The following is a 12,990-nucleotide window of genomic DNA, read 5'->3' on the forward strand; positions in this document are numbered from 1 at the left end:
CGTACCCCTTTCAGACGACATACCGCACACCGAACACAGCACCACACAAGCACTGAGGAGCAACGTGAGTGGCAAGGGCGCACCCGAACTGTCCGTACGCAACTGCGGTGACCTGCGCGTCGCCGTCATCGCGGCGCAGTGGCACGAGAAGGTGATGGACGGCCTCGTGGACGGCGCCCTGCGCGCCCTGCACGAGCTGGGCATCGACGAGCCGACCCTCCTGCGGGTCCCGGGCAGCTTCGAGCTCCCCGTCGTCGCCAAGGTCCTCGCGGGCCGTGGCTACGACGCGATCGTCGCCCTCGGAGTCGTCATCCGCGGCGGCACACCGCACTTCGAGTACGTGTGCCAGGGCGTCACCATGGGGCTCACCCAGGTCACCATCGACACCGGCGTTCCCGTCGGCTTCGGCGTGCTGACCTGTGACACCGAGGAGCAGGCCCTCGACCGCGCCGGGATCGAGGGCTCGAACGAGGACAAGGGTCACGAGGCCGTGACCGCGGCGGTCGCCACGGCGGCCACACTGCGCTCGGTCAGCGAACCCTGGCGCTGAGTGGCCGGGCGTACCCCGTAGTCTTAGGGCCATCATGGCGAACAAAACCTTCGAAGAGCTCTTCGCCGAGCTTCAGCTCAAGGCCAAGAACGGCGATCCCGCGACGTCCCGCACCGCCGAACTGGTGGACAAGGGCGTCCATGCCATCGGCAAGAAGGTCGTCGAGGAGGCCGCCGAAGTCTGGATGGCCGCCGAGCACGAGGGCAAGGAGGCGGCTGCCGAGGAAATCTCGCAGCTGCTGTACCACGTCCAGGTGATGATGGTCGCCCGGGGAATCTCCCTCGACGACGTCTACGCCCACCTCTAGAGTCGGCGCCCGGTTCACCGCCGCAGGCGACACGCCCCTCTTTCACGTCTCTCACGCAAAGGAATCCGACCTCATGCTGCGCATCGCCGTCCCCAACAAGGGTTCACTGTCCGGACCTGCGTCGGCGATGCTCCATGAGGCCGGATACCAGCAGCGCAAGGAGTCCAAGGAGCTCGTCCTCGTCGACCCGGCCAACGAGGTGGAGTTCTTCTACCTCCGGCCCAAGGACATCGCGATCTACGTGTCGTCGGGCAAGCTCGACATCGGCATCACCGGCGAGGACCTGCTGATCGACTCCGGCGTCAGCGCCGAGGTCATCCTGCCGCTCGGCTTCGCCCGCTCCACGTTCCGCTTCGCGGCCAAGCCGGGCACCGTCTCCGGTCTCGAGGACCTCGCGGGCAAGACGATCGCCACCTCCTACGAGGGCATCGTCGGCAAGCACCTCGCCGAGTCCGGCGTCGACGCGTCCGTCGTCCACCTCGACGGCGCCGTCGAGACGGCCATCGAGCTGGGCGTCGCCCACGTCATCGCGGACGTCGTCGAGACCGGCACCTCCCTGCGCAACGCGGGCCTGGAGGTCTTCGGAGAGCCGATCATGAAGTCCGAGGCCGTGGTGATCCGCCGCTGCGGCGCTGCCTCGGAGGAGCCCAAGGTCCAGCAGTTCCTGCGCCGCCTCCAGGGCGTCCTGGTCGCCAGGACGTACGTGATGATGGACTACGACTGCCGCGCCGAGCACCTGGAGCAGGCCGTCGCCCTGACCCCGGGCCTCGAGTCGCCCACGGTCTCGCCCCTGCACAACGAGGGCTGGGTCGCCGTCCGTGCGATGGTCCCCGCCAAGGACGCCCAGCGCATCATGGACGACCTGTACGACCTCGGCGCGCGGGCCATCCTGACCACGGCCATCCACGCCTGCCGCCTTTGAGGACCGCAGTCATGTCCGAAGTCCCCACGCTGCCCGTCACCTTCCAGCCGGCCCGCACCCGTGCCGTCCTGCTCGGCCTCGGCGGAGCGATGTTCGTCACTCTCACGGTCATCGCCCTCATGCTGGGCGGCCTCAACCCGGGTGACCGCCTCACCTTCGTCTTCACCGGGGCGCTCCTCGCCGGCGGGCTCGTCCTGCTCGCCCGGCCCAAGATCGTGGCGGACGACGAGGGCGTCACCGTCGTGAACATCGCCCGCAGCCGCCGCCTGGCCTGGGCGGAGATCGTCCAGGTCACGCTGCGGCCCGGCGACCCCTGGGTGTTCCTCAACCTCAGCGACGGCACGAGCCTTGCCGCCATGGGCATCCAGCCCGCCATGGCCAAGGAGCGTGCCCTCGCCGACGCGCGTGCCCTGCGCGCCCTCACCGAGGCCCGTTCCACGGCCTCCGGGGAACTTCAGGGCTGACTCAGGGCCGCACGCCCTGACGCTTCCACCCCTGTCTTGATTAATCTGGTGGTGGGCGCGCGCACATCGCCGCCCCGCCCCCGACGACGGGCCCGCCAGGGCCCCGGGGGTTTCCTGCTACCCGAGGAGTGACTCCCTCCGGCGATGGACGGTTCGTCCTGCAGTACATGCGCCGCCCCCTCCCGACATAGCGCGACCGAATTGCGCGTTGTGTGCGCGGAGGCGGCGGCATGACCATCCCCTTGTTGCTCCTCGGAGCGGCACTTCTGCTGATCCTGGCCAACGGCTTCTTCGTGGCGGCCGAGTTCGGCCTCGTCACGGTCGAGCGCGCCGACGCCGAGAAGGCGGCGGCCGACGGCGACCGACGGGCCCGTACCGTCGTGAACGCCCTCAAGGAGCTGTCCTTCCAGCTCTCCGGCACCCAGCTCGGCATCACCATCACCTCGCTGGTCGTCGGCATGCTCGCCGAACCGGCGCTCGCGACCCTGCTCGCGGGGCCCTTCACCGCCGTCGGCATCCCGGAAGGCGCCGTCGAAGGCATCTCCGTCGTCATCGGCATGCTGCTGGCATCCGCCGTGCAGATGGTGATCGGCGAGCTGGTGCCGAAGAACTGGGCCGTGTCCAAGCCGCTCCAGGTCGCACGGTTCGTCGCGGGCCCCCAGCACGCGTTCTCGCACCTCTTCCGGCCCGTGATCGCCCTGCTCAACGCCGTGGCCAACCGCGCCGTACGCGCCCTGGGCGTCGAGCCCGCCGACGAGCTGGCCTCGGCCCGCACCCCCGGCGAGCTCGTCTCCCTGGCCCGGCACTCCGCACAGGCGGGCACCCTGGAGCAGGACACGGCGGACCTGTTCGTCCGCACCCTGTCCCTGGGAGAGCTCACCGCCCAGCACGTCATGACGCCGCGCGTGAAGGTCAGCGCGCTCCAGTCCTCGGCGACCGCCGAGGACGTCGTCAACCTCACGCGCGCCACCGGCCTCTCCCGCTTTCCGGTCTACCGCGAGCGGATCGACGAGATAGTCGGCATGGTGCACCTCAAGGACGCCCTCGCGGTGCCCGCGCACGACCGGCTGCGCACCCCCGTGAGCCGCATCGCCCAGGTCCCGCTGCTCGTCCCGGAGACGCTGCCCGTGCAGCCCCTCCTGGAGCGCCTGCGCAGCGAGCAGCCCATAGCCGTCGTCGTCGACGAGTACGGCGGCACGGCCGGGGTCGTCACCCTGGAGGACATCGTCGAGGAGCTCGTCGGCGAGGTCCGCGACGAGCACGACCGTCTCGACCTGCCCGAACTCGCGGTCGCCCCGTCCGAGGACGGCCGCCCCGCGTGGGACGCCGACGGCAGCTGCCGGGTCGACATCCTGCGCCGTATAGGACTCGACGTACCGGAAGGCCCGTACGAGACCGTCGCCGGTCTCGTGGCCGATCTGCTCGGCCGGATCCCCGCGCCCGGCGACCGGGCCGAGCTGCCCGGCTGGCGGCTCGCGGTGCGTCAGGTCGACCACTACCGCGCGGAGCGCGTCCGGATCGTCCGGACCGCGGACGCCGCCCGGCCGGCGGAGGCCGCCCGATGAGCGCCCTCCAGCTCTTCTTCGCCCTGCTCCTCGTGCTGGCCAATGGTTTCTTCGTGGGCGCCGAGTTCGCCCTCGTCTCCGTGCGCCGCAGCCAGATCGAGCCCATCGACAACAATCGGGCCCGCCAGGTCCTGTACGGCCTGGAGCACCTGCCACAGATGATGGCGGCGGCCCAGTTCGGCATCACCGTCTGCTCGTTGACGCTCGGCGCGGTCGCCGAGCCGACGGTCGCCCATCTGCTGGAGCCGCTCTTCGAGGCGATGCACCTGCCCGAGGGAGTGATCCACCCCCTCGGCTACGTGATCGCGCTGGCCGGCGTCGTCTTCCTCCACCTCGTCATCGGCGAGATGGTCCCGAAGAACCTCGCGATGGCGGCGCCGGAGAAGACCGCGCTGTGGTTCAGCCCCGGCCTCGTCGCCTTCGCCCGGCTGTGCCGACCGGTCACCGTCGCCCTCGGCGCCTGTGCCCGGCTCGTGCTCAAGCTGTTCGGGGTCGAGCCCCGGGACGAGGTCGAGGCGGTCTTCACCAGCGTGCAGCTCGGCCGTCTCGTCGAGGACTCCGGACAGGCGGGGCTGCTCGAACCCGAGGCGCAGGAACGCCTGGAGGACGCCCTGGAGCTGGGCTCGCGCCCGGTCACCGACGTCCTGCTCGACCGGTCGTCCCTCGTCACGGTCGGTCCCTCGGTCACCCCGGGCCAGGTCATCGAGCTGACGGGCCGTACGGGCTACTCCCGCTTCCCCGTCTGCGCGGAGGGGGGCGCCTTCATGGGCTATCTGCATGTGAAGGATGTCCTCGACCTGATCGACTCCGCGGATCACGACCGCGCGGTGCCGCAGCAGATCTGGCGTCCCATGACGACGCTGCGCGCCGAACTCCCGCTCGACGACGCCCTGACGGTGATGCGCCGCGCCGCGACGCACCTCGCTCAGGTCGCCGACGCCTCGGGCCGGGTCCTCGGCCTGGTCGCCCTGGAGGACGTCCTGGAGATGCTCGTCGGCGAGGTCCGTGACCCCGCGCACCGGGACGCTCCGGCGCCCGGGGCCAGGGTCGCGGAGCCGCGGGCCGAGGCGCCGGAGGAGGCGCTGGCCGGCTGACAGGCGCACACGGCGAAGGGGCGGGTCCCGTATCGGGCCCGCCCCTTCGTCATGTCACATCGCGGACGGATCCTGGGGCCCGCGCCCCGAGAGGACCTCGCCGTACGCCTGCATGAGATCGGGCAGCCGCAGTGTCGACAGGTCGTCCCGCGTCGGCGTCGTCGTGTATCCCGTCAGCCGCAGGTCCCGGTAGGCGCACGACTTCTCGTACAGCGTCCGCAGGAAGCGGCCGTTGCCGAGCTCGTCGATCCAGCCCTGGTCGACGACGTGCCCGCTGATGGAGCGCAGCTCGTCGAGGGCCTCCTCGTCCCACACGTCACCGTTCTCCGCGGCGAGCACCTCGCCGATCGCGGTGAGTTCGAGGGGCCGGTACGAGGGGAAGTCGACCCGCGTCGTGAAGCGCGAGGACAGTCCGGGGTTCGCCGCGAGGAGGCGGTCCATGCCCTCCGGGTAGCCCGCGAGGATCACCACCAGGTGGTCCCGGTTGTCCTCGGCGCGCTTCAGGAGCACCTGGAGCGCCTCGTCGCCGTACGCGTCTCCCTTGCCGTAGCCCGAGTTCGACAGGGCGTACGCCTCGTCGACGAAAAGGACGCCGCCGATGGCCGAGTCGATCAGTTCGTTCGCCTTCACGGCCGTCTGGCCCAGATACTCGCCGACCAGGTCGGCGCGCTGGGCCTCCACGAGATGGTCGCCGCCGAGCAGCCCGAGCGCGTAGAAGACGCGGCCCAGGATGCGCGCCACGGTGGTCTTGCCGGTGCCGGAGGGGCCCGAGAAGACGAAGTGCCGTTTCGGCGGCTGCACGGGCAGGCCGAGACAGGCCCGCAGACGCGCCATGTTGAGCTGCGCCGACAACGCCTTGACCTGCCGCTTCACGGGTTCCAGGCCGACCATCCGCTCCAGTTCGGCGAGTGCTTCCTCGAGGAGCGCGGGGTCGGCGGGCCCGGCGGGCAGCTGCGGCGTGATCGGTACGACGGCCTTCTCGCGGACCGCGTCGGTCTCGGCGGGCACCGCGCCGGGCGGCGGCAGATCGGGCTCGCTCACCTTCAGGTTCCGGCCGTCGCCCTCGTACAGCGGGTCCATCGACTCGGAGCCGTCCAGCACATCCTGGCCGAGCCCGGTCATGGTGAGGGGACTGAGGTCGGTGCCGTCGCCGAAGTCGCCGTAGCCGTCGCCCTCGGCGATGGCCGCGAGGCGGGCCGAGGTGTCCATGAAGGCGGCGTCCACCCGGTGCACGGCCCGGTACAGGGGCAGCGCGGCGGCGGAGCGGCCGGTGCCCTCGTGCGCGCGGGCCAGCCAGTAGCGCAGCTCCTTGCGCTGGGGCTGCTCGCTCCGGCAGCGCATCAGCGCCGCGGACAGCAGCGGCTCGGCCTGCCCGTACATCTCCAGGCGCACCCGGGCCATGCCGCCGAAGAGCCCGGCCTCGATGCCGAGGAGCCCGTCGTCGAGCAGCGGATCGGTGTGCCGGACCAGCTGCTCCCAGTCCTTGACGAGGTAGGCGCGGCAGGCGTGCAGGAACCGCACCTGCGGATCGGCGTCCACGCGCGGCAGCGTCGCCAACGCCCCGTCCAGGTCCGGGACATGGCGCCCGTCGAGCCAGTGCGACGCGTGTGCAAGGAGCAGATCGCGCGGTCGCTCCAGGACGGGCTGCACCCACCAGCCCAGCCAGTACCAGGAGTTGAGGGTGCGGCGGTGCCGGGTGCGCTGCTCGCCGAACCGGTCGCGGTGCCGGAACATGCGCAGCAGCGCCGTCGTCGTGTCGATGCGTAACGCGTGCAGCCCCAGCCAGCCGTCGGCCATGCCGGGATCCATCCGGACCGCGGCCCGGAACTCCTCCTCGGCCTGCGGATAGGCGCCCATGGTGTAGGCGTCCACGCCACGCACCCAGGCGAGGTCGGCCGGGCCGGGCGAGCCCTGTGTGCCGAAGTCCATCACGTCCCCCACAAACCGTGCCCCCGTGGTGCGCCGTCGGGCCGGTGCCCGCCGGCTCCTGCGCCGAACCGATGTGCTGTGGACGGGAGTTGTCACGGTACGGGCCGCGAGCCGTCCGTAGGCCGCACCGAAAGGCATCGTACCTGCGCAGGAGTCGTCGGCCGAGGGCGCCGCAGGGCCGGATCCGAGGCGGACGGCGCTGGTGGGGGCGGGGCCGGACGGTGACCGAGGGTGAACGAAGCGGGGCTCACCGCACCCCTGAAAGGGCGAACAGGGCAGAACGAAGCCCCCGATCACGGGGGAACAACCGGGGGCTTCGCGTCTGCCGGCGACCCCGTAAGGCCGCACATTCAGAACGTAAGTCCTGTACGGCCCCTCGGTCAAGCCGAGTTGAGGCACTCACGGAAACTGGCGGAAGGCGTCTCAGGAGCGTTCAGCACGCTGCCGACGGACCCTCACGGTGAGTGACGGAAGGCGTCGAAAGTCCGGTCCCGGGGGGCATCTGACGTGCCTCGTAGCCCTCCGGACACTCTCGTACCAAAGTCTGTGCAAAGGGGCGCGAGGGGTCGTCGGTGAAGTGCGCGCGCTCCGCACGGATCCAGCCGTCCCAGAACTCCCGCTGCGCCGGTCCGTCCCGCCGCCGGCCCCGCTCCCACGACAGCTCCTCGGGCGTGTCCATCCACACCAGCCCCGCCAGGAACGGCCGTACGGCCCGCCGGCCGGCGCCCACGCCCTCCATCAGGACCACCGGCGCGGGCGCCAGGGCGCGCGGGGTGCCGAAGCTCCGGGCGTTCCAGTCGTACGGCTCGTACCGGGCGCTCTCGCCGTGGGAGAGCGGATCGATGACCTGCTCGCGCAGCCGCGCCGTCCAGTCGAAGAGGGCGTCGTGGCTGGCGAGGTCGTCGAGGTGCAGGACGGGCGCCTGCCCGAGCGCCTCGGCGAGCCGGGCGGCGAACGTCGACTTGCCGGAGCCCGCGTGGCCGTCGACGGCGACCAGCCGGACCGGGCCGCAGGAGGGCGGCAGGGCTCGCAGGGTCGCGGCGAGCCGGGGGAGCGGGAGGTGCTGGAAGGTCATCGCCCGCAAGCGTACGGGAGGTGCCCGGCCGGTTTCCCGCGCGCCGCCGCAGGTCATGCCAGTGGTACAGGCCAATATTGGTAGCGATGACCGGCCCGGAAACGCTGGTGGAAGTCAGCGGGTACCGGCCATAGTTGGCGCGATGTCGTGCACCTCACCCGCCCCTTTCTGGATAGCTCGTCGACTGGGGGAGCCCCGCTCATGACCCGACCCGAACCTCTGTCCCGCAGAACTCTGCTCACCGCCGCCGCGGCCACCGTGGGCGCGGCGGCCTTCGCCGCGACCGCGGGCACCGCTGTCGCCGGCACCGGCGCGCCGGCGCGAGCTCAGGCGGCCCCGCGCCTCGTGGACAACCACGCCTGGACCTCGCACTCGGACTGGCGCTCCGGAACGGCGGCCGGCACCCGCGCGGTCGCCGGGTCCCGCCCCGGGCTCACGCTCGCGACCCCCGAGGGCCGCACCGACTACACGGATCCGCACACGGGCAAGACCGCCACCTGGGAGTACGGCCGGTGGACCTCCCCGGCGCACCGCCTGTCGGTGCCCGCCACGGAGGTCATCGCCTCCTGGAACGCGCGGACGCCGGCCGGTACCTGGATCCAGATCGAGCTCCAGGGCACCTACTCCGACGGCACGGCGACGCCCTGGTACGTGATGGGCCGCTGGGCCGCGGGCGACCAGGACATCCGGCGGACCTCCGTCGACGACCAGTCGGACGGCAAGTCCAGTATCTGGACGGACACCTTCTCCATCGACGACGCGGCCTCGGGCCTGCGTCTCGTCTCGTACCGCCTGCGGCTGACCCTGTACCGCGCGCCGGGCTCCGAGGCCTCGCCCCTCGTGTGGCGGCTCGGCGCGATGGGCTCCGACGTCCCGGACCGCTTCTCGGTCCCGGCCTCGACCCCGGGGCTCGCCAAGGAGCTGGCCGTTCCGCGCTTCTCGCAGAGCGTCCACGCCGGCCAGTACCCCGAGTACGACAACGGCGGCGAGGCCTGGTGCAGCCCCACCTCCTCGCAGATGATCATCGAGTACTGGGGCCGCAAGCCGTCCGCGGAAGACCTGTCCTGGGTCAACCCGGACTACGCGGACCCGGAGGTCTGCCACGCGGCCCGCTTCACGTACGACTACCAGTACGAGGGCTGCGGCAACTGGCCCTTCAACGCGGCCTACGCGGCGACGTACAAGGACCTTCAGGGAGTCGTCACGCGGCTCGGCTCGCTCAGTGATCTGGAGACCCTGATCGCGGCGGGGATCCCGGCCATAACGTCGCAGTCGTTCCTCAAGGAGGAGCTGACGGGGGCGGGTTACGGGACGTCCGGACACCTCATGACCGTGATCGGCTTCACCGCGGACGGCGACGTGATCGCCAACGACCCGGCCTCGCCGAGCGACACGGCCGTGCGCCGCGTCTACAAGCGGGCTGAGTGGGAGAACATCTGGCTCCGTACCAAGAGGTACAACGCCACCGGCAAGGTCGTGTCCGGTACCGGCGGCGTCTGCTATTTGTACTTCCCGGCCCACCCGACCTCGAAGCAGCGCCGCGCGCTCGAGGCGGTCGGCGTCCGCTGAGGAACCTGCCACGGCCCCTCCCGGCGCGACAGGGAGGGGCCGTGGCATGCCGCGATGACTTCTGCCGCCGCACCGGGTCTGCCGTAGAGCCGGACAGTTGCGTGAGCAAGCTCTCGCCCACAACCGGCCGAGGCGGTGGCATGGTGGACGGGTCAGTGGGGGGATGCCACTGCCGGACGACCTCAGCGAGATGCCATGACCGCGACCACCGCCACGAACCGCGCCGCCCGGACCCGCACCGGCGGCCCCAAGGACAACGGCCCCAAGATCCTGGAGCACGTCCTCGGCTGGACCTTCGTCGTGGTCCTTGCCATGTTCGTCACGCAGGCCGGACTGATGTGACCCGGCTCTCCCCGGTGCCCTGACGCGACGCGTGAAGGGGCGGGGGACGCCGCGCATCCCCCGCCCCGAGTGCCGCACGCGGAAGGCTAGTCGACCGACTTGATCAACTCGCCGTTCGCCGTGTCACCGCTGAGCTCCCAGAGGAACGTGCCCCCGAGGCCCTGCTGGTTCTTGTAGTCCATCTTCCCGGCGATGGTGGCCGGGGTGTCGTAGCTCCACCAGTTGGTGCCGCAGTACGCGTAGGCGGTGCCGCCGACCGTTCCCGTCGCCGGGCACTTCGACTTGAGCTCCTTGTAGTCGTCGATGCCCTGCTCGTACTTGCCGGCCGCCGGGCCCGTCGCCGTGCCGCCGGGCGCCGCCTGCGTGACGCCGGTCCAGCCGCGCCCGTAGAAGCCGATGCCGAGCAGCAGCTTCGACGCCGGGACGCCCAGACCCTTGAGCTTGGTGATGGTCGCGTCGGTGTTGTAGCCCGCCTTCGGGATGCCGCTGTACGAGGTGAGAGGCGAGTGCGGGGCGGTCGGCCCCTGGGCGTCCCAGGCCCCGAAGTAGTCGTACGTCATCGGGTTGTACCAGTCGACGTACTGGGCCGCGCCGGCGTAGTCGGTGGCGTCGATCTTGCCGCCGTCGGAGGCGTCGGCCGGGATCGCGGACGTGATCAGCGCGCTGGAGCCGAACTTCGAACGCAGCGCACTCATCAGGTTCTTGTAGGCGTCGCGCCCGCTCGTGTCGCAGGACAGGCCACAGGCGTTCGGGTACTCCCAGTCGATGTCGATGCCGTCGAAGACATCGGCCCACTTGGAGTTCTCGACCAGGTCGTAGCAGGACTGGGCGAACCCGGCCGGGTCCTTGGCCGCGTCGCTGAACCCGCCCGACCAGGTCCAACCGCCGAAGGACCAGAGGATCTTGAGGTTCGGGTGCAGCTTCTTCAGCTTGAGCAGCTGGTTGAAGTTGCCGCGCAGCGGCTGGTCCCAGGTGTCGGCGACGCCGTCCACCGCCTGGTCGGCGGTGTACGCCTTGTCGGTCGCGGCGTAGGAGTCGCCCATCGCGCACTTGCCGCCGGTGACGTTGCCGAAGGCGTAGTTGATGTGCGTGAGCTTGTCGGCCGAGCCCGATGTCTCGATGTTCTTGACGTGGTAGTTCCGGTCGTAGACACCCCATTCGGTGAAGTAGCCGACGACCTTCGAACCGGCCGCGGCCGGCTGGGGGCCGGCGTCGTTCTGCGCTGCGGCGGTGCCCGCGGAGGCGAGCAGTCCGGCGCCGAGGACGGCGCAACACGCGGCGGACAGGAGCGCCCGGAACAAGGCGCGGGGACGGTGCGGTCTGAGCATCGTGTCTCCTCGTGGGGGAGGGGAGCGTGGGGGGATTTGCTGTGGACCTCGGGGGCGTCGTCACGCGATCCGTGCCATGAGTCTTTGGCATGAACGCGTTAAGACGTTGCAGGGAACCTTAGGAGGACTAGACCAGTGGGGTCAATGGTGCGGACCAATGTGCTCGGCTCCCGGTGTGGACTCCGGGGCCGCCGGTGAGGGCTCGGGCCCGCGCCGGCCGCCTGGTCCCCGTCTTTTCGGTATCTTTGAAGTAAGCGGTCGTTAACTAGTGACCGGACGCCGTCGAACGGGCATACTCAACGGGCCGCAGCCGCTGGTCAGCGCCCGTCCGAGACCCGGAAGGGAGCCCTCGGCGGCGGCTCGAACACGGCGCCGCCGCACACCCCGCGCGACCGCCGCAGTGCCCGACAGGGAGGAGAGCGTCGATATGCCCGACCGCGCCCCGCAGCCGGTGGACCGTCAACTGCCCACGGACGAGGCCCGGGATCTGTTCTCGCTCGTACGTGAGCTCGTGCAGCGCGAGATCGCCCCGAGCGCGGCCGAGGAGGAGGACGCCGGACGCTTTCCGCGTGAGACGTTCTCACTGCTCTCCGAGTCGGGTCTGCTCGGCCTCCCCTACGACTCCGACTTCGGCGGCGGCGACCAGCCGTACGAGGTCTATCTCCAGGTCCTCGAAGAGCTCGCCGCCGCCCGGCTCACCGTCGGCCTCGGCGTCAGCGTCCACTCGCTGGCCTGTCACGCACTGGCCAATTTCGGCACCAAGGAGCAGCGGGCGGAGCATCTGCCCGGCATGCTCGGCGGCGGTCTCCTCGGCGCGTACTGTCTCTCCGAGCCGTCGTCGGGATCGGACGCGGCCTCCCTGCGGACCAAGGCCGTCCGCGAAGGTGACGACTGGGTGATCACCGGCACCAAGGCGTGGATCACGCACGGCGGCATCGCCGACTTCTACACCGTCCTGGCGCGCTCCGGCGGCGAGGGGGCGCGTGGCATCACCGCGTTCCTGGTCCCCGGCGACGCGGAGGGGCTGAGTGCGGCGGCGCCCGAGAAGAAGATGGGGATGAAGGGCTCGCCCACGGCGCAGGTTCACTTCGACGCGGTGCGCGTGAGCGACGCGCGCCGGATCGGCGACGAGGGGCAGGGCTTCGCGATCGCGCTCTCCGCCCTCGATTCCGGGCGTCTCGGCATCGCGGCCTGCGCGATCGGCCTGGCCCAGGCGGCCCTCGACGAGGCCGTCGCGTACGCCACAGGGCGCGAGCAGTTCGGGCGGCCCATCGCCGACTTCCAGGGCCTGCGCTTCATGCTCGCCGACATGGCGACGCAGATCGAGGCCGGCCGCGCGCTCTATCTGACGGCGGCCCGCCTGCGCGACGCGGGCCGGCCCTTCTCCAAGCAGGCCGCCATGGCCAAGCTGATGTGCACGGACACGGCGATGAAGGTCACCACGGACGCGGTCCAGGTGCTCGGGGGGTACGGCTACACGGCCGACTTCCCGGCCGAGCGCTATATGCGCGAGGCCAAGGTGCTCCAGATCGTGGAGGGCACCAATCAGATCCAGCGCATGGTCATCGCCCGGCACCTCGCCGGTCCTGAAGGCCGCTGAACTGCCCGGTTCTGACCGGGGACGCCACCAGCCGGGCCCACTCCGGATCATGGCGTCCCGGCAGGGTCTTGCCGCGGTCGGCCCAGTGGCTGACCAGGGCGCGGTAGATCGGCGGGTCCGGGGGTGCGGGGCGCTCCGGGGGCGGCGGCTGCGGAACCGATTCTGCGGTGGTGGGGACCAGGAGGCGACGGCGACGGCTGGTGGCGCTCTGTCTGAGGGGCATGCCCGGGCCAACGCGCCCGCGC

Annotated in this window: 12 protein-coding genes; 9 read left to right on the plus strand and 3 right to left on the minus strand. The window is 71.0% G+C overall.

What is annotated here, in order from left to right; genetic code table 11:
* Positions 1–64 precede the first annotated feature (64 nt).
* The 6 genes from ribH (at position 65) to ACZ67T_RS15590 (ending at position 4,902) form a co-directional block, all read left to right on the plus strand.
* Positions 65–550, plus strand: coding sequence for a 6,7-dimethyl-8-ribityllumazine synthase (gene ribH / locus ACZ67T_RS15565; protein WP_100597452.1), 486 nt, complete (start codon positions 65–67; stop codon positions 548–550).
* A 34-nt stretch (positions 551–584) separates the two neighbouring features.
* Entirely contained in the window at positions 585–857 is a 273-nt protein-coding gene (locus ACZ67T_RS15570) for a phosphoribosyl-ATP diphosphatase (RefSeq protein WP_100597453.1), read from the plus strand.
* A gap of 73 nt (positions 858–930) precedes the next feature.
* Positions 931–1,779, plus strand: coding sequence for an ATP phosphoribosyltransferase (hisG, locus tag ACZ67T_RS15575; RefSeq protein WP_469984322.1), 849 nt, complete (start codon positions 931–933; stop codon positions 1,777–1,779).
* An 11-nt stretch (positions 1,780–1,790) separates the two neighbouring features.
* Positions 1,791–2,243 carry a PH domain-containing protein gene (locus ACZ67T_RS15580; RefSeq protein WP_469984323.1) on the plus strand — a complete coding sequence of 151 codons (453 nt, stop codon included), beginning with the start codon at positions 1,791–1,793 and terminating at the stop codon, positions 2,241–2,243.
* A gap of 230 nt (positions 2,244–2,473) precedes the next feature.
* Positions 2,474–3,808 (plus strand): hemolysin family protein, encoded by a 1,335-nt coding sequence (locus ACZ67T_RS15585; RefSeq protein ID WP_469984324.1) that lies wholly within the window; start codon positions 2,474–2,476, stop codon positions 3,806–3,808.
* Positions 3,805–4,902 (plus strand): hemolysin family protein, encoded by a 1,098-nt coding sequence (locus tag ACZ67T_RS15590; RefSeq protein WP_469984326.1) that lies wholly within the window; start codon positions 3,805–3,807, stop codon positions 4,900–4,902. Before ACZ67T_RS15585 ends, ACZ67T_RS15590 begins: the two co-directional genes overlap by 4 nt.
* A gap of 54 nt (positions 4,903–4,956) precedes the next feature.
* Here the strand turns inward: ACZ67T_RS15590 and ACZ67T_RS15595 are convergent, their stop codons facing one another.
* Positions 4,957–6,831: an AAA family ATPase gene (locus tag ACZ67T_RS15595; protein ID WP_469984328.1), complete on the minus strand. Its 1,875-nt coding sequence runs from the start codon at positions 6,829–6,831 to the stop codon at positions 4,957–4,959.
* Positions 6,832–7,264: 433 nt separating this feature from the next.
* Positions 7,265–7,906: a uridine kinase family protein gene (locus ACZ67T_RS15600; protein WP_469984330.1), complete on the minus strand. Its 642-nt coding sequence runs from the start codon at positions 7,904–7,906 to the stop codon at positions 7,265–7,267.
* 201 nt (positions 7,907–8,107) lie between these two features.
* On the opposite strand from ACZ67T_RS15600, the gene ACZ67T_RS15605 reads away from it, so the two are divergent.
* Positions 8,108–9,475, plus strand: a complete 1,368-nt coding sequence (locus ACZ67T_RS15605) for a peptidase C39 family protein (protein ID WP_469984331.1) — start codon at positions 8,108–8,110, stop codon at positions 9,473–9,475.
* Between the two features lie 195 nt (positions 9,476–9,670).
* Positions 9,671–9,817 carry an SCO1431 family membrane protein gene (locus tag ACZ67T_RS15610; protein ID WP_107489218.1) on the plus strand — a complete coding sequence of 49 codons (147 nt, stop codon included), beginning with the start codon at positions 9,671–9,673 and terminating at the stop codon, positions 9,815–9,817.
* Positions 9,818–9,903: 86 nt separating this feature from the next.
* On the opposite strand, the gene ACZ67T_RS15615 is transcribed toward ACZ67T_RS15610, so the two are convergent.
* The gene (locus tag ACZ67T_RS15615) at positions 9,904–11,145 is read right to left on the minus strand and encodes a glycoside hydrolase family 18 protein (RefSeq protein ID WP_469984333.1); all 1,242 of its coding nucleotides are present in this window, start codon (positions 11,143–11,145) and stop codon (positions 9,904–9,906) included.
* Between the two features lie 427 nt (positions 11,146–11,572).
* On the opposite strand from ACZ67T_RS15615, the gene ACZ67T_RS15620 reads away from it, so the two are divergent.
* Positions 11,573–12,745: an acyl-CoA dehydrogenase family protein gene (locus tag ACZ67T_RS15620; RefSeq protein WP_469984335.1), complete on the plus strand. Its 1,173-nt coding sequence runs from the start codon at positions 11,573–11,575 to the stop codon at positions 12,743–12,745.
* Positions 12,746–12,990 lie beyond the last annotated feature (245 nt).

The organism is Streptomyces sp. NPDC107517 (assembly GCF_055582645.1).